Source organism: Microtetraspora fusca, from assembly GCF_001570365.1.
GTDB lineage: Bacteria > Actinomycetota > Actinomycetes > Streptosporangiales > Streptosporangiaceae > Microtetraspora > Microtetraspora fusca.
Genome location: NZ_BBYK01000042.1, coordinates 59,738 through 78,813, shown reverse-complemented (window position 1 = coordinate 78,813; position 19,076 = coordinate 59,738). Strand labels below are relative to the sequence as shown.

The window sequence follows — 19,076 nt, the reverse complement described above, 5'->3', positions numbered from 1 at the left end:
GTCAACCTCCGGTCTGACGCGTACGGGCGCGCAGGGCGGCCTCCAACTCGGCGACGCGGTCGAGCAGATCGATCACCAGGCCGATCGAGGCGTAGTTGACGGCGAAACCGGCGCGCAGCCGCTGGATCCGGGCGACCACGGCGAGCTGGGACGGCGCGAGGCACGGCCGGCCCGCCGCGTCCGGGGCGGCGTCGAGCAGCCCGAGCGCGACGAGCCGCCGCACGAGGTCGGGGTGCATGCCGGCGGCCCGCGCGAAGGTCTCCAGATCCATCCGCGGCAGGCCGGCCGGGACGAGGGGGTAGGTCATCGACGGCTCCTCGGGTCGAAGCGGGAGACCGAGGACAGCTCCTCGTACAGCCGCCGCTCCTCGTCGGTGAGCTCCGACGGCACCATGATCCTGGCCTCCGCGAGCAGGTCTCCGGGCGTGCCGCGCGGGTTGGGCAGCCCCCGCCCGCGCAACCTCAGCCGGCGGCCGCTCGGCGTGCCGGCCGGGACGCGCACCTTGGCCTCCCCGCCCGGCGTGTCGATCGCGACCGTCGCTCCGAGCGCCGCCTCCCACGGGGCCAGCGGGAGGGCGACGTGGATGTCCCGCCCCTGGACCTTGTAGCGGGGATGGGGCGCGAACCGCACGATGAGGTAGAGGTCGCCCGCGGGCGCGCCGTCGCCGCCCTGGCCGCCCTGGCCGGCCAGCCTGATGCGCTGCCCCTCGGTCACCCCGGCCGGGATGGTCACGTCCACCCTGCGGCCGGACGGCAGCGTGAGCGTGCGACGGGCGCCCCGGTAGGCGTCCTCGACCGTGACCGTCAGCTCGGCCTCCTGGTCGGCGCCCCGGACGGGACCCCAGCGGCGGCCGCCCCGGCGACCGGCGAAGATGCCGCCGAGCAGGTCCTCGAAGTCCGTTCCGGCGAAGTCGCCTCCGCCGAAGTCCCACGCGGGCGCGCCGCGTCCGCCGAACCCGGCGCCGGCCCCCGCCGCGCGGGCGCGGGCCCACGTCTCCGGGTCCACGTCCGGCGGCACCTGCCGGAAGTCCGGGCCGAACGCGTCGTACCGCCGGCGCGTCTCCGGGTCGGACAGCACCTGGTACGCCTCGGAGATCTCCTTGAACCGGTCCTCGGCTCCGGGGTCCTTGTTCACGTCCGGGTGGTAGGACCGGGCCAGCTTGCGGTAGGCGCGCTGGATCTCCTCCTGGCTCGCGCTCCGCGGAACGCCCAGCACCTCGTAGAAGTCGGCCGCCATCGGTCTCCCTCAGTCCGCCTTCGTGGAGACGACCACGGACGCCGGGCGCAGCAGATGGTCCGCGTCGCCGTAGCCGGGCCGTACGACCTCGATGACCGTCCCCGGCGCCGCGTGCGGGTCGGGCACGGCGCCGACCGCCTCGTGCACGGCGGGGTCGAACCTGTGCCCGACCGCCTCCTGGCGGGGGAAGCCGAGCCGGGCCAGCACGGCGACCGCCTGGTCGCGGACCGCGCGCACGCCCTCGATGACCGCCTCGGCGTGGCCCGGACCGCCCTCGCCCGGCAGCCGGGCGGACCCCCCTCCGGCGGCGCCCTCCGGGGGAGCGCCCGCGGCCCCGGGAACCCCATGGGAGCCGCGGGCGCCGTCACCGGCGTGGCGCAGCGCGAGTTCGAGGTTGTCGAGCACAGGAAGCCACTCCGCGGCCACCCTGGCCCGTTCCTCCTGGCGCTGCCGTTCCATGTCCCTGGCCATCCTGCGGCGTACGGTGTCGAGCTCCGCGACGGCGCGCAACCACCGGCCCTCCAGATCGGCCACCATCTCGTCGATCTCGCCGCGCCCCCGCTCCTCGGGTTGCGGCTCGGCCGGGCGCGACTCCACCCGGGGCTCCCCTCGCGTCTCGTCGGGGCCGGCGCGGCCCTCCTCGCGCTCGCTCATGGTCAGTCCGACGTGGTGAACTCGGCGTCGATGACGTCGTCGCCGCCTCCGCCGCCCTCTCCCGGCGGACGGCCCGGCCCGCCCTCGCCCGGGGCGCCCGACGGCGCGGCGGCGGACGCGCCGAGGCCGTGGTAGATCTGCTGCAGCTCGGCGGTGAGGGAACGCAGCCGGTCGAGCGGCACCTCCTCCTTGATCGCCTGCCGGGCGTCCACGACCAGCGTCTCGGCCCGCGCCTTCTCGTGGACGGGCACGGCCTGGCCCAGCTCGTTCAGCCGGCGTTCGACGGCGTAGGCGACGGTGTCCAGCTCGTTGCGAGCGTCGACCAGCTCGCGCAGCCTGGCGTCCTCGCCGCGGTGCTGCTCGGCGTCGGCGACCATCCGGTCCACCTCGGACTTGTCCAGGTTGGAGCTCTCGCTGATCGTGATGCGCTGCTCCCCTCCGGTGTCCTTGTCCTTGGCGGAGACGTTGAGGATGCCGTTCGCGTCGATGTCGAAGGTCACCTCGATCTGCGGCGTGCCGCGCGGCGCCGGGCGGATGTTCTCCAGCCGGAAGCGGCCGAGGGCGCGGTTGTCCGCCGCCCGCTCGCGCTCGCCCTGGAGCACGACCACGTCCACCGCGCCCTGGTTGTCGTCGGCCGTGCTGAACGTCTCCGCACGGCGGGCGGGGATCGTCGTGTTGCGCTCGATGACCTTGGTCATCACGCCGCCGAGGGTCTCGACGCCCAGGGACAGCGGGGTGACGTCCAGCAGCAGGACGTCCTTGACCTCGCCCTTGATGATCGCCGCCTGGGCGGCCGCGCCGATGGCGACGACCTCGTCCGGGTTGACGGTCATGTTGGGGTCCTTGCCGCCGGTCATCCGGCGTACCAGGTTCTGCACGGCGGGGATGCGGGTGGAGCCGCCGACCAGGATGACCTCGTCGATGTCGTCCGCGGTGAGCTTCGCGTCGGCCATCGCCTGCTCGACCGGCTTGATGCAGCGCTCAACCAGGTCGGCGGTGATCTGCTCGAACGTGGAGCGCATGAGCGTCGTGTTGAGGTGCTTGGGGCCGTTCGCGTCCGCGGTGATGAACGGCAGGCTCACCGTGGTCTGGGTGACCGACGACAGCTCCACCTTGGCCTTCTCGGCCGCCTCGAACAGCCGCTGCAGGGCCTGCGGGTCCCGCCTGAGGTCGATGCCCTCCTGCCGCTGGAACTCGTCCGCGAGGTGGTCCACGATGCGGCGGTCGAAGTCGTCGCCGCCGAGGTGGGTGTCGCCCGAGGTGGCGCGGACCTCCAGCACGCCCTCGCCGATGTCCAGGATGCTCACGTCGAACGTCCCGCCGCCCAGGTCGAAGACGAGAACGGTCTCGTTCTCCTTCCGGTCCAGCCCGTACGCCAGCGCGGCGGCGGTCGGCTCGTTGATGATGCGCAGGACCTCGATGCCGGCGATCCTGCCCGCGTCCTTGGTGGCCTGCCGCTGGGCGTCGTTGAAGTACGCGGGCACGGTGATCACGGCTTCGGTGATCTTCTCGCCGAGGAACTTCCCCGCGTCCTGGATCAGCTTCCTGAGCACGAGGGCGGAGATCTCCTCAGGGGCGTACTGCTTGGAGCGCACCTGGAAGCGCACCGCGCCGCCCGGCCCCTCCACCACGTCGAAGGAGACCGCGTTCATCTCGCTGGTCACCTCGTCGTAGCGGCGGCCGATGAAACGCTTGGCCGAGTAGATCGTGCCCTTGGGGTTCAGGATCGCCTGCCTGCGGGCGAGCTGGCCGACGAGCCGCTCCCCCTGGTCGGTGAACGCGACCACCGAGGGGGTCGTCCGCGATCCCTCCGCGTTGGGGATGACCGACGGCTGCCCGCCCTCCATCGCGGCGATCACGGAGTTCGTGGTGCCCAGATCGATGCCGACTGCCTTCGCCATGCGGAGTTCCCCCAACCTGACTGCGCGCGGGCCTTCTTTTGAGCGTCGCCCCGACGGCCGTCCGGCCACATCGTCAGATCGTGTAGTCGTGCCGGATACGGGTAGCCGTCACATCAAGTGACCAGGCGTTTCGCCAGATAACACATTTCGGGGGACTTGCGATGCGGGCACGCGAACTGGCCGCCGTCGCCGAGTTGTTGGATCGGGCCGGAACCGGCGAGCGCGCCACCCTGCTGATCGACGGCGAGCCCGGCACCGGCAAGACGACGTTCCTCGCCCGCGCCGCCGAGCGGGCCGCGACGCGGGGGTTCGGCCTGGCCGCGGGCGGCGCCGAGGAACTGGACCGGCTCATCCCGCTGAACCCGCTCCTGTCCGCCTTCGACGACCTGCCGGGCGAGAGCGACCCCGCGCCGGAGTCGCTGGAAGGGCGGGTGGAACGCCTGCGGACCCACATGGAGAAGCGGATGGCCGCCGGACCGCTGCTGGTCACCCTCGACGATCTCCAATGGGCGGACCCGGCCACGCTCATGGCGGTGCGCACGCTGCACTGCCGGCTCTCGTCCCGGCCGCTCGCCTGGCTGCTCGCCCGCTCCACCGGCGGTCGCGACCACGACGCCGAGCGGCTGTTCGACCTGCTGGAACGGCAGGGGGCGCGCCGGGTGACGCTCGGCCCGCTGCCGGAGGACGCCGTCGCTCGCGTGATCGCCGACACACTGCGTGCCCGTCCTGACCGAGGCCTGCTCGACTTCGCCTCCGGCGCGGGCGGCAACCCGTTCCTGCTCGCCGAACTGGTGGACGGGCTGCGCGACGAGGGCGCGATCGAGATCGCGGGCGGCCGGGCCCGGCTGGTGTCCCCCGTGCTCCCCCAGCGCGTACGGGTCCTGGTGCGGCGCCGGCTGGACCGGCTGAGCCGCGAGACCAGGCACCTGGTGGAGGCGGCGGCCGTGCTCGGCCGGTCGTTCTCCCCGGGAGACGTGGCCGAGTTGCTGGGGGCCAACCCCGCGACGCTGCTCCCCGCGCTTGAGGAGGCGCTGGAGGCCGGGCTGCTGGCGGCGGCCGGAGACGTGCTCACCTTCCGCCACGAGCTGGTCTGGCGGGCCGTGCTCGCCGGCCTGCCCCGCCCGCTGCGGCTGGCCCTGCGCCACCAGGCCGAACGCCTCCCAGAGCCGTCCCGGTCCGCTGGTCGCCTTCGTCCTGCCGCCCGCGACGGCGAGGACCCCCGCGCCGACCGCGGGGAGCCGGACGGAGACGACGGCGTGGGCGTGATCACCCGCCTCGGCCGTGTGTCGGCGGAGCGGCTGAACGCCTCACTCGCCTCGTCGCTGCGGGTCGCGGCCGCCCTGCGGCGCGGCGACCTGCGCGCGGCGCTCTCCGGCGCCCCCGGAGACCGCTCCCCCCGCCCTGCCGTACCGGCCTGTCCCGCCGCCGACGAGGTGATCCGCGCCGTGACGGCGGCACGCGTGATCGAGGCGGGCGAAGGTGCGGGGCCGGCCATGGAGCATCTCGCCGGCGCGGACGTCTACTCCGCGCTGGGACGCCACCCCTGGGTACTCGCCGTCGAACCGGGCTGCGCCGCCTGGCTGGTCCGTCTCGCGCTTCGCACGGGCGACCGTGCGCGCGCCGAACTGGTCGGGGCCGCACTGGACCGCCTCCCCGCCGACGTGCTCGACGACGAGGCCGCCCACGCCCGCGGCCTGCTCGACGACGATCCGCGCGCGCTCGCCCTCGCCGCCCAACGGGCGGCCGACCCCTGGTCCCGCGCGTCGGCGGAGGAGGACCTCGGCGTGTTGCTGTGCCGTACCGGCGACCGGACCGCGGGGATCGAGAGCCTGAACCGCGCGCTCGCCGGGTACGAGGAGGCGGGCGCCACGCGGGACACCGCGCGGCTGCGCCACAGGCTGCGCCAGGAGGGCGTGCGCCACCGCCACTGGAGCTACGCCGACCGGCCGGTCACCGGGTGGGACAGCCTCACCGACACCGAGCACGCCGTTTCCCTGCTGGTCGCCCAGGGGTGGACGAACCGGCAGGTCGCGGAGCAGATGTTCATCAGCGTCCACACGGTGGCGTTCCACCTCCGGCAGATCTTCCGCAAACTGGACATCCGCTCCCGCGTGGAGCTCACCCGCCTGGCCGTCGAGCACACCACCGGCCCGCACCCCGCCTCAGGGTGAAAACCGGCAGCACGGCGGGGACGGGGCGTCAGTCCGGCAGGCCGGTACGGCTCACGCCGCGCCCGGCGTCCCGGGCGAGTTCGGCGAACCGCAGCGCGTTCCGCACCGCGGCGCCGCCCGGGTCGTTGTTGAAGTAGACGTAGGCGTCGGGGACGTCGCCGAGCCGCTCCAGCCAGGTGCGCAGCGCGCGGTCGCCGTACGAGGGATGCGGCCGGGCCAGGCCCTCGTGCAGCCGGAGATAGGCCCACGGCGCGGTCCGCCAGAGCGGGCTCATCGGGCGGCCGCGGCTGTCCGCCCAGCAGAGGGCGGCGCCGAACTCGCACAGCGTCTCGCGTACGCGCTCGATCCACCAGGAGGTGTGCCGGAACTCGACCGTCACGCGGACGCTCCTCGGGAAGGCGGCCAGGCAGTCGCGTAGCCGCTCGCAGTCCACCGACATCGTGGGCGGGAGCTGCACCAGGACGGGACCGAGCTTGCCTCCGAGCCCCTCCGCCACCCCGAGCAGCCGCCCCACCGGCTCCTCCGGGTCCTTCAGCCGCTTGATGTGGGTGAGGAAGCGGCTGGCCTTGACCGCCATGACGAAGTCGCCGGGCGTGCGCTCGCGCCAGGACTCGAACGTCTCGTGCGACGGCAGGCGGTAGAACGCGTTGTTGTTCTCGACCGTGGCGAACACCTCGCCGTACCGTTCGAGCCACAGCCGCTGCGGCACGCCGGTGTAGAGCAGGTCGCGCCAGTCGGCGTACTGCCAGCCCGAGGTGCCGACGAACAGGGGCATGTCGCTCCCATACCCGCGTTCCCGCATAGATCCCCGGTCGGTGGGCAGGTCGGTCGCGTAACGACCAAATCACCGTTAAACCAGGGAGCCGACATGATCCAGGGAAAGACGATCGCCTTCCTCGTCGCCCCGGAGGGCGTCGAGCAGGTCGAGCTGACCGAGCCGTGGAAGGCCGTGCAGCAGGCGGGCGGCACACCGCGGCTGATCTCCACCGACCCCGGCACGATTCAGGCTTTCCACCACCTGGACAAGGCCGAGTCGTTCCCGGTCGACGCGACGCTCGACCAGGTCTCCGCGTCGGACTTCGACGCCCTCATCCTGCCCGGCGGGGTCGCCAACCCCGACATGCTGCGGACCGAGCCGAAGGCCGTCGAGTTCGCGAAGGCGTTCTTCGACCAGGGCAAGCCGGTCGCCGCCATCTGCCACGGTCCGTGGACGCTGGTCGAGGCCGACGTGGTCCGCGGCCGTACGCTCACCTCCTGGCCGAGCCTCAAGACCGACCTGCGCAACGCGGGGGCCACCTGGGTGGACCAGGAGGTCCAGATCGACTCCGACGGGAGGAACACCCTGGTCACCAGCCGCAAGCCCGACGACCTGAAGGCGTTCTGCCAGGCCGTGCTCGACGCCTTCGGCGGCTGAGACCTGGTACGGCACGCACGCGATGGGCCTCACCGCGGTCGGCGGTCATCCACAAGGCGGTCTTCCAGTGCCCGGGGCAGCGGGTAGACGCGCTCCGCGGGGAACAGTCGCTGCGCTTTCGCGGTATGCCCGGTCTGTATCAGGGACGCGGCCTTGCGGACGTTGGGAGTGAGGTCGGCGAGGCCGACGATCCAGTCGTCGGTGAACGTGGAGATCAGGTCGCGGCCACGATCGTGTGGGCGTCGTAGTCGGCACGAATCTGGTACTGGGGCGCCATGCGGCGCAGCCTGCCATCCGTCCCGCCGGCGCCGCGAACCGTTTTCCCGCACCGGCTGTGCCGCGCACGGGCTCGCAGCGTCCGATCAGGAGCCCCAGACAAGGCATTGATATTGGACCATAGTGGTCACATTCAGTAACCGTTCGATTACGGACGTTCAAAAATCGGCGCTCCAAGCAGGCTGTCACTCCTACCGTCTCGCCATGCCCTCCGTCCAACACGAAGCCATCGTGCGCCTGTTCCACGAACGTCCCCAGCTGGCGGCCGAACTCCTGACGGACAGCCTGCACGTTCCGCTCCCCCGTTACGATCACGCGGCCGTCGAAACAGGAGACCTCACCGCGGTGACCCCCGCCGAGCTACGAGCCGACTCAGTCGTCGTCCTCACCCGTGAACGCCCCGATGCTCTCCCCATGCCGGTCCTCGCGATCGTCGTCGAGGTGCAAAGGAGCCCGGACCCCGACAAGCGCTGGAGCTGGCCGATGTACCTCGTCAGCCTCCGCACGCGGATGAAATGCCCGTCGGTCCTACTGGTCATCTGCCCGGACCTGAAGGTGGCCCACTGGTCTCGGCAGCCCATCGGGCTGGGCCACCCCGGCCTGGTCCTCAGCCCGCTCGTCGCCGGCCCGACCGACGTCCCCGTGATCGTCAACCCTCTGGAGGCGGCCGACGACCCGGAACTCGCCGTTCTCTCGGTCATCACTCATGCGACGGCCCCGGAGGGGCCCGACATCCTGAACGCGCTGCTCACCGCAGTGCACAAGCTCGATCCCGAACGAGGCGCCCTATACGCTGACATGGTGCGCGCGGCGCTGCCCGACAAGATCTGGGAGCACCTGGAGAATCTCATGCAGACCGAATCCCGTGAATTCCTCAGCGACTGGGCCCGCGACAACGTGGCCAGAGGCAAAGCGGAAGGCCTGGCCGAAGGCAAAGCGGAAGGCCTGGCCGAAGGTAAAGCGGAAGGCAGGGTCAAGTCGATCTTTGCGGTGCTCTCCGCGCGCGGCCTCGACGTGCCCGACGACGTCCGTACGGCCATCGGCGAGTGCTCCGACCTGGAACAGCTCGACGCCTGGGTCCAGGCAGCCGCCACCGCGCAATCGGCACGCGACCTGCTCAACATCTAAGACCCCGCCGATAGCGGCAGACAAACCCGGCTGCCGGACCGTTCACACTCAGTCCGGCGGCGGGCTCTCCGACAGGTCTTCCAGTAGAGGCCGGAAAGCCCGGCCCGCCTTCCCTATACGGGGCGTAGCCGACCTGACCGGAGTCGTCGACCAGAAGAGCGCGATGGCACACCTCCCCCGCTCCTCCGTGCTGGGAGCCCCTCCGGCATCGCGCCTCTTGGTCGTGGCGAGGCCCACGGCCTCCTGGCAGGAAGCGACCGCGCCGGTCAAGCACGTGCAAGCACCTGGAGAATCTTGTGCATCCCAAAACCCGTGAATTCCTCAGCGACTGGGCCCGCGACAACGTGGCCAGAGGCAAAGCGCAAAGCTTGTCCGAAGCCTTCGCTCAAGGCTTCGCTGAAGGCTTCGCTCGTGGCAAGGCGAAGGGCATGTCCGAGGCGATCTTCATCGTGCTCGACGCACGCGGCCTCGACGTGCCCGACGACGTCCGCACGGCCATCGGCGAGTGCTCCGACCTGGAACAGCTCGACGCCTGGGTCCGGGCAGCCGCCACCGCGCAATCGGCCCGCGACCTTCCCAACGTCTAGGACGCACCCAATCCGACACCTCTCTGGGGCTGGCGGGCGCCTCGGATCGGATGCGATTCGCGGCATATGACGGCGTTCTTGATCGAATATTGCTTCCCGCACAGTGTCGCCTCTGCCATGCTTTCCGCATCGATCGCGATCGATCGCGGAGAAAGACATAAATGACTGCTTCTTCCGGCAACGCGCTGCTGAACGGCGGGGCCGAGGTGTTCACGCTCGGTGAGGTTCTGGGCGTCGTGTCGGCCGACCGGCTCCGGCACGACGGCACCGCCCGGCTCGACCTTGAGGGGCCCGAGCTGACCATGGCCGTCGGGCTGGCGAGGCTGGGCCATTCCGTCGGCTGGCTGGGCAGGGTCAGCTCGGACGAGTTGGGCGCCCGAGCGCTCACGGCGCTGCGCGGCGAGGGCGTGGACGTCTCCGCCGCCCGGATCGACGAGACCGCCTCCACCGGCCTGGTCGTACGGCAGCGCCGGATCGGGCGGTCCATGCACGCGGTCTACTACCGCGCGGGGTCGGCGGGATCGCGGCTCTCCACCGGCGACGTGCCGGCCGAAGCCGTGCAGTCGGCGCGGATCCTGCACGTCACCGGCATCACCCTCGCGCTGAGCGGGTTCTCCTGGAGCGCGGTCCACCACGCGGTGAAGCTGGCCAGGGACGCGGGAGTCACGATCTCCGTGGACGTCGATCACCGGCCGTACCTCTGGGAGAGCCTGGACGAGGCCCGGCAGGGTCTGACCGAGCTGGCCGCGTCCGCCGACATCCTCTTCGCCAACCAGGACGAGCTGAGCCTCGTCGAATCCGTGATCGGCTCGGTCCCCGAGCTCGTCGTCACCCGGGGCTCCAAGGGGGCGAGCGCGACGGTGGACGGGCTGCGCTACGACACCCAGGCCGCCCCGGTCACTTCCGTGGACGCGACCGAGGTCGGCGGCGCCTTCGTGGCGGGATATCTCAGCGCGCTGCTCGACGGGCTGCACCCGGCCGACCGGCTCAAGCGGGGCATCTCCGTGGCCGCCTTCGCCGTGGCGAGCCCCAGCTCGTGGCAGGGCCTGCCCACCCGCGGCGAGCTGCCGCCGTGACACCGGCCTGATCCTCCAGAGACCGCCCTGACGCCGGGGCTGATCCGAATTCCTTTCCCGGCCTACGCGTAAGAGACCCCCGATCGCCGCCCTCGACCTGCGGGCGGTGCGCACGATGTCGGCCCCACCCGCCGGACACGCGTACGCGGGCACCCGACATTCGGCCGGCGCATACCTGATGAACCCAGTGCCACCCTCCGGCCGGTGGCCGGCCGTCGCCCACGCCTCAGATGTCACAGAAGGTGTCTTGATTCCGTAACGTCCGGCCCGCAGAATCGGATCAATGGTCTGAACGTAGACCAAAGGAGCGGGCCCATGCCAGACCTCGTCCGGGACGCGCTGGGGCTCGTCACCGGTCAGGTCGGCCGTCCGGTCACGTACGGGACGGTCGATGGCGGTCTCCACCGCACCGTCAGGCGGGAAAACGTCCTGACCACCCCGCGTCCGCGACCCGCCGCCGCCCGACTTCGATCTCGTCGCCGAGGCCGCCCGCGCCCCCGCACGCCCACAGACGCGTACGTGCGGGACGTACGGGACCTCGGCGACGTGAGCTTCGGCCGTCTCGGCGACGGCCGGACACTCCCCACCGGTTAGAGGAGGCCACATGGCGCAAACCCTCGACGACGACGCCCGACGACTCGCGGAACTCGGCTACAAGCAGGAACTCGCCCGCACCTGGAGCGGGTTCTCCAACTTCGCCATCTCTTTCTCCATCATCTCGATCCTGGCCGGGTGCTTCACGACGTTCAGCCAGGCGTGGAACAACGGCGGACCGCTCGCGATCTCGGTCGGCTGGCCGCTGATCTCGGCGTTCATCCTGATCATCGGGTTCTGCCTGGCCGAACTGGTCTCCGCCTATCCCACGGCGGGCGGCATCTACTGGTGGGCGGCCAAGCTGGGGCGGCCGATCCACGGCTGGTTCACCGGCTGGCTCAACCTGATCGGCCTGATCGGGGTGACCGCCAGCGTCGACTACGGCTGTGCCACGTTCCTCAACATCACCATCGGCCGGTTCAGCGACGGCTGGGCGCGGGGTGACGCGCTGCGCCAGACGTTCCTGCTGTTCGCGATCGTGCTGGTGCTGCACGCGCTGATCAACATCTTCAGCCACCGGCTGATCTCGATCCTGCAGAACGTCTCGGTGTGGTGGCACGTGTTCGGCGCGGCGGCGGTCGTGCTCATTCTGATCTTCGGGCCGTCGGAACACCAGAGCGTCGGCTTCCTGTTCGAGCGCTTCAACAACTCCGGGTTCGGCTCGGGTGACTCCGGCCCCACGTTCTGGCTTTACGTCCTGCCGCTCGGATTCCTGCTCACGCAGTACACGATCACCGGCTTCGACGCCTGCGCGCACGTCTCCGAGGAGACCCACGGCGCCGCCAGGACGGCCGCGCAGGGCCTGTGGAAATCCATCTTCTACTCCGCGATCGGCGGCTGGATCCTGCTGCTGTCGTTCCTGTTCGCGGCGACCGACGTGGACGCCGTCAACAAGGAAGGCGGGTTCGTCGGCGCCATCTTCACCTCGTCGCTCTCGTCCACCCTGGCCACGGTGATCTTCGGGATCTCCACGGTCGGGCAGTTCTTCTGCGGCATGAGCTGCGTGACGTCCATGTCCCGCATGGCGTACGCGTTCTCCCGTGACGGCGCGGTCCCCGGCTGGCGGCTCTGGTCGCGGGTGGACCGCAACCGGACGCCGGTCAACGCGATCATCGCCGGCTGCGCGGTCGCGCTGCTGATCACGCTGCCCGCGCTGTACGCCCCGGAGGGGACGACCACGCCGGTCGCGTTCCTGGCCGTGGTCTCCATCGCGGTGATCGGCCTCTACCTGGCCTTCATCATCCCCATCTGGCTCCGGCTGCGCGCCGGCGACGGCTTCCAGCCAGGCCCCTGGACGCTGGGACGCAAATACAAGGTGCTCGGCTGGATCTCCGTCATCGAGATCGCGGTGATCTCGGTGTACTTCGTGCTGCCGATCGCGCCCGCGGGCGTGCCGGGCAACGAGGACTTCACCTGGACGTCCGTGAACTACGCCCCCATCGCGGTGGGCGCCGTGCTGCTGGGCATCGCCCTGTGGTGGACCCTCTCGGCGCGCAGGTGGTTCACCGGCCCCCGCCGCACCGTCGACGAGATGGAGGAGCCCAAGCCGGTCACCTGACCGTCCACAGGCTTCCCCGTACGGCCCACACCCCTCCGGTGCGGGCCGTACGGGCTGTGGACGATGCGCCACCCTCTGTGGATATGTCTGTGGACATGTGCACGAACCCTGTGGACAACGGAGGCGCGGGCGCAGCCGATCCGCACGTGCCCGGTCGGCTGCGCCTCCGCACGGTCACGCGACCCAGGACGGGACGATCTGCCCCAGCCGGGTTCGACCGGCCCGGCGCGGTCACCGACGAGATCTGGGCCGAGGCCGCGAAGTATGACGGCGACCACAGGTGCCCTTGCATGAACGCCCGGTCGATCGGCCGGTGAACTCCTTGCGCAGGTAATGCGCCGAGACACCCCTGAGCCGGTTGACGGATAGTGCACAAACAGGTGGACGTGGTCCATCTTCGCCGTTGAGTTCGCGCAGCTCCCGCCCCCATCTCCGCGCACCTCCCACATGATCTGTCGCATCGGGCAATGCATCGCGTCATCCAGACGTCACGGCGGTACGCATGGTAAAACCCTGACGTGAAACTGGTCATGCAGGTAAAGCTGCATCCCGATGCCGCCACGCAGGCGGCGCTGCGGGAGACGCTCGCCCTGTGCAACCGGGCCGCCAACCACGCCTCCCGCCGCGGCTTCACCACAGGCGTGAAAGGCAAGACCTCCCTGCAACGGCTCGTCTACGGCGAGCTGAAAGCGATGGGCTTGTCAGCGCAGCCGGCCATCCACGTCGTCCGTAAGGTCGCCGGGGCCTACGCCGCGCTGAAAGCGAACCTGAAGGCAGGGAACTACGGCCCACAGGGGTCCAAGCGGCGGGCAACGGTCGAAAGCATCCCGGTGCGGTTCCGCAAGGACGCCGCGCAGCCGTTCGACGACCGCTGCCTGTCCTGGCAACTCGATGCCCGCACCGTGTCGATCTGGACGGTACGCGGCCGCTGCGGGCGTATCCCGTTCGCCTGCTCGCCCGCCCAGCTCGGCATGCTGACCCGCTACCGCAGGGGTGAGTCCGACCTGGTTTTCCGGGGCGGGGCCTGGTACCTGTACGCCATCTGTGAGGTCCCCGTACCCGATGTCTACGACCCGGACGGGTTCCTGGGCGTGGACCTGGGCATCGCCAACATCGCCACCACCAGCGACGGCATCCAGCACGCGGGCAGGCAGCTCAACCAGGTACGGCATCGCAACCGCCGCCTGCGCTCCCGACTCCAGGCCAAGGGCACCAAATCCGCCAAACGCCTGCTGCGCAAGCTGTCCGGCCGGGAAGCCCGCTTCGCGGCCGACACCAACCACCGCATCGCGAAGACCATCGTGACCGAGGCTGAACGCACCTGTCGCGGGATCGCCCTGGAAGACCTGGGCGGCATCCGCGAGAGGGTACGGCTCCGCAAGCCCCAGCGGGTCACGCTACATTCGTGGAGCTTCGCCCAACTCAGATCGTTCATCACCTACAAGGCCCAGCGGCGCGGGGTGCCGGTGGTGTACGTGGACCCCGCCTACACCTCCAAAGGGTGTTCGGCCTGCGGCCACGTGGACAACAGGAACCGGCCCGACCAGGCCACCTTCGCCTGCACGTCGTGCGGCTTCGCTGAGCACGCCGACGTCAACGCAGCCCGCAACATCGCCGCGCGCGGTGTCGCGGGCTGGGCAGTGAGTCACGCTGCCGACGACGCGGCCTGAACCGTCGAATCCATCGACGGAGAGGAGCTGCAAGCTCGGCCCATCAGGGCCAAGAAGCTGACCACCACCTTCCGGGTGCCTGCCGGGACCACGTGGGACTGACGCCGGATCTACGATCTGCCACGTCGGCGGCACCGGCGATCACCCGCATGCCCGGGATCCCGGGGCCGCCGACGGGGCTATTCCTCGATGGTGATGCCCATCGCGCCGGCCAGGACGTAGAGCAGGCCCTGGGCGTCCTGGCTCCTGACGATCGCCCCCTTGAGGCTGGTCACGCCGCTGATCCCCACCAGTGTGCAGTCGGCGAAGCGGGCTCCGTCCATCTGGGCCTGGGAGAACTGGGCCCTCGTCAGGTCGCAGCGCTCGAAGCGGACGCCCCGCAGGTCGGCGTTCTGGAAGTCGGCCTCCGGCATCGAACAGTCCCGGAAGACGGTGCCGGTGAACGTCGAGAATCTGAACCCGGCCAGATCGGCACGACACGCGTCGAACAGCACATCGCGGAACGCGCACTCCGTCCAGGCCGTTCCGGTCAAGCGGCTCGACGACACCCGGCTTCGCTGCACGGTCGTCATCCTGGCCGCCATGGTCGACAGGTCGCAGCGCTCGAACTCCACATCGACGAAGCCCGCCCGCCGCAGCCGGGTGCCCGCGAAGCCGGTGTCGACGAGCCGGCAGCCCTCGAAGTCGGCGATCTCCGCATCGCGGTTCGACAGGTCGATGCCCGTGAACGCCATCGAGCGGTACGTGCGGTCGTCTTCGAGGTCGTGTTCGGGCAACCGCGCGACGGAGAGTGACGTGGGCACCTTGGGCGCGGCCGGTTCCTGCGGGCGCTTCCGCTGAGGACGAGAGACGGAGGGAGACATGGGCGGAGCCTACGGCCCCGCGCGCTTCGGCCTACGGAAGTGGTGAGGCGGAATCGGTGTCCCACGATTCGCGGGATACGGCCCCCGCGGGGACGGAGAACGGGTCAGGGGCTGACCGCGAGGAAGAGGAAGGCGGCGAACACCACCAGGTGGACCCCAGCGTGGAGCAGGGTCGCCCGCCCGGTAACGACCGTGAGGGTGGCCACGGCGACCGTCAGGGCCAGCAGCACGATCTGCATCGGGCCGAGGCCGAGCAGCAGGGTCCCGCTCAGCCAGGTCGAGGCGATGGCGATGGTGGGGATGGTCAACCCGATGCTCGCCATGGCCGAGCCGAACCCGAGATTGAGGCTGATCTGCACCCGGTCCCGCCGGGCGGCCCGTACGGCGGTGATGCTCTCCGGCAGCAGGACCAGCAGCGCGATCACGACGCCCACCACCGACTGTGGCAGCTCGGCCGCGTGGACCGCGGCCTCGATCGCGGGGGACTCGACCTTCGCCAGGCCGACGACGGCGACCAGCGCCACCACCAGCAGAGCGAGACTGCCCGCCGTCAGCCTGGTGGAGGGCTGGGCCTCGTGCTCCTCCACGTCGTCGATGACCTCGCCCTCCTCGGTCACCGGCAGGAACGCCCGGCGGTGCCGGATCGTCTGGGTGACCACGAACAGCACGTACAGCGCGAGCGAGGCGACGGCGGCGAACCAGAGCTGCGGCGGCGAGAAGGCCGGACCCGGCGTCGTGGTGGTGAAGGCGGGGAGCACCAGGCACATCGTGGCCAGGGTCGCCACGGTGGCGAGCGCGCTCCCGGTGCCCCCCGCGTTGAACACCGCGACGCGATGACGCAATGCGGCGACGAGCAGCGAGAGCCCGACGATGCCGTTACATGTGATCATGACCGCCGCGAAGACCGTGTCTCGGGCGAGCGACAACGTCTCGCCCCCGGCGGACACCATCATGCTGACGATCAGCCCCACCTCGATGACGGTCACCGCCACCGCGAGGACGAGCGACCCGAACGGCTCGCCCACCCGGTGCGCGACCACCTCCGCGTGGTGGACCGCGGACAGCACGGCCCCGGCCAGCAGCAGCGCGACGATGACCGCGACGGCGGGCGGCAGGACGCGTCCCCACGCGAGCCCGAGCGTCGCGACCGCGAGCACGGGGACGGCGTATCGCAGGGCGTCGATCCACTGGACGTCGCGCAGGCGGCTCATGCTCCCCCACCGGCTCGGTATCGCCTCGACGACCGCTCGCGGCCGGCCACACGCGCCGGGCGCCTTGGTCGGGAGGTTCACCTACCCACGGCACCGGAACGACACCATTCACGACGCGTGACATCCTCACCCGGACGTGCGGCGCTCGGGCCCCGGAGCGCGCCGGGTTCGCACGCACGGACCGAGCCCTGCTACGGAGAACGCCGTCGCGTTCGACCCTGGACCGGGCTCGGCGACTACTTGTCCTCGCCGGTCGTCTTGTCCTCGGGATGCTCGATGACGATGTCGTAGGTGACGGGGAAGAGCTCACGGAAGGCGGTGTCCACGCGGGGGCCGCCGATCTCCAGCACGATCTTCCCGCCGCGGGTCACGTCCCTGACCTGCTCGACGACGTACTCGTGCACGTCCTCCGTATGGCCACGAATGATCTCGGGCGGCTCCTCGTTGTTCTCCCCCGGCCTCGTGCGCACGGCGACCTCCATATATCAGGTGATCTCACCATGATTCTGCCTCTGCCCGGCTTCGTCGGCCAGAGCCCCGGGCCGCCGATCACCCCGCCGCCGCGCCGGGCGGTCCGGTGAACAAGGCGAGTACGACGACCAGCGTGAGCGTGGTCAGGGGGATGGCCGGAAGGAACGCCGGGGCGAAGGAGACGAACGCCGCCCCGGCGGCGGCCCCGGCGGTGAGGGCGGCCAGGATGGCCATGCCGGGCACGTCGAACCGCGCGCCTTCCCGGGGCGTGAGCAGGGCGGCCACCACCCCGGTCAGGGTGCCGGTGAGGTACGTCGTGGACAGGGCGGCCCGCCCGCCGAGGCCGCGCATCGCCGCGCTCTGCATGCCCATCGCCAGCGCCGCGAGCGCGAGCAGGACGTGCTCGGCGACGATCCCCGGCTTCTCCCCCGCCAGCTCCCATCCGAGGGCGAAGCACGCGATCACTCCCAGCTCGATCGCCAGGGTGACGGTGACCCGGCCCGGCCAGACGGGCTCGTCCGGCCGGGGCCGGCCCGCGACGTGCGTGCCGAGGGCGGCCCCCATGACGTATCCGACGAGCGCGACGACGGTGTGCAGCGCCGTGTCGAGGGACTCGCTGCTGATCGCGGACCCGGCCACGACGAGGTTTCCGGTCATCACGCTGCTGAAGACCCCGCCGAGCCGGACGAAGCTCGCCGCGTCCACCGATCCCGTGCCGAAGGTGAGGATGACGGCGAACAGGGTGAGCCGCGGCGAGGTCATGCCGCGTTCCTACCTGCCCCGTCACTCTCTGTCACGGACGGTGGCCGTGTCGGCACGGCCACCGCGGCGGTCAGCGGACCGAGGCCTCCTTGGCCGCGGCCGGGCGCCTGCTGTACGCGTGTTTGATGAGGGTGATCAGCACTTCCTTGCCGGACTCGCGCCTGCGCGCGTCGCACAGCAGCACCGGGACCGCAGAGCCGAGGTTGAGCGCGAGCTTCACCTCGTCGAGCTCGTACTGCGGGGTGCCGTCGAAGCAGTTGACGGCCACGACGAACGGCGTGCCCCTGCGCTCGAAGTAGTCCACGGAGGGGAAGCAGTCGGCGAGCCTGCGGGTGTCCGCGAGCACCACCGCGCCGAGGGCGCCGCGGGCGAGCTCGTCCCAGACGAACCAGAACCGCTCCTGGCCCGGCGTGCCGAACAGGTACAGCATGAACTCGTCGCCGATGGTGATGCGCCCGAAGTCCATGGCCACGGTGGTGGTGTTCTTGGTCTCCACCCCGGTCAGATCGTCCACGCCCACACTGCGGTCGGTAAGCGTCTCCTCGGTGCGCAGCGGGCGGATCTCCGACACCGCGCCCACCATGGTGGTCTTGCCGACCCCGAAGCCACCCGCGATCAGCAGCTTGATCGCCTTGGGCAGCTTGGGCGGGTCAGAGTGCCCGGAGGCCATCGAGCACCGCCCTGAAAGTTCTCTCGTCGAGCACGTCCGTCTCCGGTTGGGGTTGCTGGACGGCGACGTAGCCCTTTTCGAGCAGGTCGCCGAGCAGCACGCGTACGATCCCGGCGGGCAGGTCCATGTGGGCGGCGATCTCCGCCACGGACAGGGGCCTGCGGCACAGCCTGGCGATGGTGAGGTGTTCGGGGTCGAGACCGACCTCCGCTCCCGTGGTGGAGCGGATCGTCACCGCGATGGTCACGAGGTCGAACCTGCCCCTCGCGTCGGTGCGCCCGCGCGTCATCACGTACGGGCGGACGGTCGGCTCGTCGAGCAGCCACTCCTCCTGGGCGTCTCCGGGACTTCGCTCCATATTCATCGCGGCACTTCGCTCCTGGCTGGGGGTTCGACGGTTCGCGCGGGAGAGGTCAGATACTGTCCGACCCGGGCGACGAGCATGGCCATCTCGTACGCCACGAGGCCGACGTCGGCGTCCTGCGCGCACAGCACGGCCAGGCAGGCGCCGGGGCCGGCCACGCCGACGATGAGGTAGGCCGACTTCATCTCGATGATGGTCTGGCGGATCTTGCCGCCGCCGAACCGCTCGCTGGCGCCGCGGGCGAGGCTCTGGACGCCCGCCGCCACCGCGGCCAGGTGCTCGGCGTCGTCGACGCCCAGCCCCTTGGACGACGCCATGAGCAGGCCGTCCGTGGACAGGACGATGCCGTGTTCGGCTTCGCGCACCCGGCCGACCAGGTCATCGAGCAACCAGGCCAGGTCGGCGGACGCGCTGGTCTTCTGCGTCACCGGGGAGATCTCCTTATTACGGGGTGAACGGCTGGGGGGACG

21 protein-coding genes are annotated in these 19,076 nt (G+C 70.9%); 8 read left to right on the top strand and 13 right to left on the bottom strand.

Features of this window, described 5'->3' with window-relative positions:
• Position 1: 1 nt before the first annotated feature.
• From AWQ68_RS09585 to dnaK, 4 genes are read right to left on the bottom strand one after another with little or no spacing between them, the layout of a single operon-like run.
• The gene (locus AWQ68_RS09585; protein ID WP_066937969.1) at positions 2-307 is read right to left on the bottom strand and encodes a chaperone modulator CbpM; all 306 of its coding nucleotides are present in this window, start codon (positions 305-307) and stop codon (positions 2-4) included.
• A complete protein-coding gene (locus AWQ68_RS09580) occupies positions 304-1,236 on the bottom strand; it encodes a DnaJ C-terminal domain-containing protein (RefSeq protein WP_066937967.1) in 933 nt (310 codons plus the stop codon). Before AWQ68_RS09580 ends, AWQ68_RS09585 begins: the two co-directional genes overlap by 4 nt.
• A 9-nt stretch (positions 1,237-1,245) precedes the next feature.
• Positions 1,246-1,890, bottom strand: a complete 645-nt coding sequence (locus tag AWQ68_RS09575; protein ID WP_066937965.1) for a nucleotide exchange factor GrpE — start codon at positions 1,888-1,890, stop codon at positions 1,246-1,248.
• A 2-nt stretch (positions 1,891-1,892) separates the two neighbouring features.
• The gene (gene dnaK, locus AWQ68_RS09570) at positions 1,893-3,791 is read right to left on the bottom strand and encodes a molecular chaperone DnaK (RefSeq protein WP_066937963.1); all 1,899 of its coding nucleotides are present in this window, start codon (positions 3,789-3,791) and stop codon (positions 1,893-1,895) included.
• Between the two features lie 161 nt (positions 3,792-3,952).
• Between dnaK and AWQ68_RS09565 the strand changes: the two genes are divergently transcribed.
• Positions 3,953-5,962, top strand: coding sequence for a LuxR family transcriptional regulator (locus AWQ68_RS09565; protein ID WP_066937955.1), 2,010 nt, complete (start codon positions 3,953-3,955; stop codon positions 5,960-5,962).
• A 28-nt stretch (positions 5,963-5,990) separates the two neighbouring features.
• On the opposite strand, the gene AWQ68_RS09560 is transcribed toward AWQ68_RS09565, so the two are convergent.
• Positions 5,991-6,737: a DUF72 domain-containing protein gene (locus AWQ68_RS09560; protein ID WP_066937953.1), complete on the bottom strand. Its 747-nt coding sequence runs from the start codon at positions 6,735-6,737 to the stop codon at positions 5,991-5,993.
• Positions 6,738-6,830: 93 nt separating this feature from the next.
• Between AWQ68_RS09560 and AWQ68_RS09555 the strand changes: the two genes are divergently transcribed.
• The gene (locus AWQ68_RS09555) at positions 6,831-7,376 is read left to right on the top strand and encodes a type 1 glutamine amidotransferase domain-containing protein (RefSeq protein ID WP_066937950.1); all 546 of its coding nucleotides are present in this window, start codon (positions 6,831-6,833) and stop codon (positions 7,374-7,376) included.
• A gap of 29 nt (positions 7,377-7,405) precedes the next feature.
• On the opposite strand, the gene AWQ68_RS46095 is transcribed toward AWQ68_RS09555, so the two are convergent.
• A complete protein-coding gene (locus AWQ68_RS46095) occupies positions 7,406-7,705 on the bottom strand; it encodes a DUF4291 family protein (protein ID WP_373281514.1) in 300 nt (99 codons plus the stop codon).
• A 151-nt stretch (positions 7,706-7,856) separates the two neighbouring features.
• Between AWQ68_RS46095 and AWQ68_RS09550 the strand changes: the two genes are divergently transcribed.
• The 6 genes from AWQ68_RS09550 (at position 7,857) to AWQ68_RS09525 (ending at position 14,265) form a co-directional block, all read left to right on the top strand.
• Positions 7,857-8,780 (top strand): hypothetical protein, encoded by a 924-nt coding sequence (locus AWQ68_RS09550; RefSeq protein WP_066937947.1) that lies wholly within the window; start codon positions 7,857-7,859, stop codon positions 8,778-8,780.
• A gap of 296 nt (positions 8,781-9,076) precedes the next feature.
• The gene (locus AWQ68_RS42240; protein WP_157545080.1) at positions 9,077-9,367 is read left to right on the top strand and encodes a hypothetical protein; all 291 of its coding nucleotides are present in this window, start codon (positions 9,077-9,079) and stop codon (positions 9,365-9,367) included.
• 161 nt (positions 9,368-9,528) lie between these two features.
• On the top strand, positions 9,529-10,443 hold the full coding sequence (locus AWQ68_RS09540; RefSeq protein WP_066937945.1) for a sugar kinase: 915 nt from the start codon (positions 9,529-9,531) through the stop codon (positions 10,441-10,443).
• Between the two features lie 315 nt (positions 10,444-10,758).
• Positions 10,759-11,037 (top strand): hypothetical protein, encoded by a 279-nt coding sequence (locus tag AWQ68_RS09535; protein WP_066937943.1) that lies wholly within the window; start codon positions 10,759-10,761, stop codon positions 11,035-11,037.
• Positions 11,038-11,047: 10 nt separating this feature from the next.
• Positions 11,048-12,595 carry an amino acid permease gene (locus AWQ68_RS09530; protein ID WP_066937940.1) on the top strand — a complete coding sequence of 516 codons (1,548 nt, stop codon included), beginning with the start codon at positions 11,048-11,050 and terminating at the stop codon, positions 12,593-12,595.
• Positions 12,596-13,113: 518 nt separating this feature from the next.
• Positions 13,114-14,265 (top strand): RNA-guided endonuclease InsQ/TnpB family protein, encoded by a 1,152-nt coding sequence (locus AWQ68_RS09525; RefSeq protein WP_066937938.1) that lies wholly within the window; start codon positions 13,114-13,116, stop codon positions 14,263-14,265.
• 179 nt (positions 14,266-14,444) lie between these two features.
• Here AWQ68_RS09525 and AWQ68_RS09520 read toward each other — a convergent pair whose 3' ends face one another.
• The 7 genes from AWQ68_RS09520 to AWQ68_RS09490 form a co-directional block, all read right to left on the bottom strand.
• Positions 14,445-15,128, bottom strand: a complete 684-nt coding sequence (locus AWQ68_RS09520; protein WP_066937935.1) for a pentapeptide repeat-containing protein — start codon at positions 15,126-15,128, stop codon at positions 14,445-14,447.
• 104 nt (positions 15,129-15,232) lie between these two features.
• Complete coding sequence (locus tag AWQ68_RS09515; RefSeq protein ID WP_066937933.1) at positions 15,233-16,339, bottom strand: calcium:cation antiporter; 1,107 nt, start codon at positions 16,337-16,339, stop codon at positions 15,233-15,235.
• Positions 16,340-16,575: 236 nt separating this feature from the next.
• Complete coding sequence (locus AWQ68_RS09510) at positions 16,576-16,809, bottom strand: hypothetical protein (RefSeq protein WP_157545078.1); 234 nt, start codon at positions 16,807-16,809, stop codon at positions 16,576-16,578.
• A gap of 79 nt (positions 16,810-16,888) precedes the next feature.
• Positions 16,889-17,572 carry a YoaK family protein gene (locus AWQ68_RS09505; RefSeq protein WP_066937928.1) on the bottom strand — a complete coding sequence of 228 codons (684 nt, stop codon included), beginning with the start codon at positions 17,570-17,572 and terminating at the stop codon, positions 16,889-16,891.
• A gap of 70 nt (positions 17,573-17,642) precedes the next feature.
• The gene (locus tag AWQ68_RS09500) at positions 17,643-18,242 is read right to left on the bottom strand and encodes a GTP-binding protein (protein ID WP_066937926.1); all 600 of its coding nucleotides are present in this window, start codon (positions 18,240-18,242) and stop codon (positions 17,643-17,645) included.
• Positions 18,223-18,606, bottom strand: coding sequence for a DUF742 domain-containing protein (locus tag AWQ68_RS09495; RefSeq protein ID WP_084463814.1), 384 nt, complete (start codon positions 18,604-18,606; stop codon positions 18,223-18,225). The genes AWQ68_RS09500 and AWQ68_RS09495 overlap by 20 nt, the downstream gene beginning before the upstream one ends.
• The gene (locus tag AWQ68_RS09490; RefSeq protein ID WP_066937919.1) at positions 18,603-19,034 is read right to left on the bottom strand and encodes a roadblock/LC7 domain-containing protein; all 432 of its coding nucleotides are present in this window, start codon (positions 19,032-19,034) and stop codon (positions 18,603-18,605) included. The genes AWQ68_RS09495 and AWQ68_RS09490 overlap by 4 nt, the downstream gene beginning before the upstream one ends.
• Positions 19,035-19,076 lie beyond the last annotated feature (42 nt).

Coding starts and splice junctions, on each gene's coding strand:
- AWQ68_RS09585 (WP_066937969.1), bottom strand. CDS start 307: ATGACCTACCCCCTCGTCCCGGCCGGCCTGCCGCGGATGGATCTGGAG.
- AWQ68_RS09580 (WP_066937967.1), bottom strand. CDS start 1,236: ATGGCGGCCGACTTCTACGAGGTGCTGGGCGTTCCGCGGAGCGCGAGC.
- AWQ68_RS09575 (WP_066937965.1), bottom strand. CDS start 1,890: ATGAGCGAGCGCGAGGAGGGCCGCGCCGGCCCCGACGAGACGCGAGGG.
- dnaK (WP_066937963.1), bottom strand. CDS start 3,791: ATGGCGAAGGCAGTCGGCATCGATCTGGGCACCACGAACTCCGTGATC.
- AWQ68_RS09565 (WP_066937955.1), top strand. CDS start 3,953: ATGCGGGCACGCGAACTGGCCGCCGTCGCCGAGTTGTTGGATCGGGCC.
- AWQ68_RS09560 (WP_066937953.1), bottom strand. CDS start 6,737: ATGCCCCTGTTCGTCGGCACCTCGGGCTGGCAGTACGCCGACTGGCGC.
- AWQ68_RS09555 (WP_066937950.1), top strand. CDS start 6,831: ATGATCCAGGGAAAGACGATCGCCTTCCTCGTCGCCCCGGAGGGCGTC.
- AWQ68_RS09550 (WP_066937947.1), top strand. CDS start 7,857: ATGCCCTCCGTCCAACACGAAGCCATCGTGCGCCTGTTCCACGAACGT.
- AWQ68_RS09540 (WP_066937945.1), top strand. CDS start 9,529: ATGACTGCTTCTTCCGGCAACGCGCTGCTGAACGGCGGGGCCGAGGTG.
- AWQ68_RS09535 (WP_066937943.1), top strand. CDS start 10,759: ATGCCAGACCTCGTCCGGGACGCGCTGGGGCTCGTCACCGGTCAGGTC.
- AWQ68_RS09530 (WP_066937940.1), top strand. CDS start 11,048: ATGGCGCAAACCCTCGACGACGACGCCCGACGACTCGCGGAACTCGGC.
- AWQ68_RS09520 (WP_066937935.1), bottom strand. CDS start 15,128: ATGTCTCCCTCCGTCTCTCGTCCTCAGCGGAAGCGCCCGCAGGAACCG.
- AWQ68_RS09515 (WP_066937933.1), bottom strand. CDS start 16,339: ATGAGCCGCCTGCGCGACGTCCAGTGGATCGACGCCCTGCGATACGCC.
- AWQ68_RS09505 (WP_066937928.1), bottom strand. CDS start 17,572: ATGACCTCGCCGCGGCTCACCCTGTTCGCCGTCATCCTCACCTTCGGC.
- AWQ68_RS09500 (WP_066937926.1), bottom strand. CDS start 18,242: ATGGCCTCCGGGCACTCTGACCCGCCCAAGCTGCCCAAGGCGATCAAG.
- AWQ68_RS09495 (WP_084463814.1), bottom strand. CDS start 18,606: ATGAATATGGAGCGAAGTCCCGGAGACGCCCAGGAGGAGTGGCTGCTC.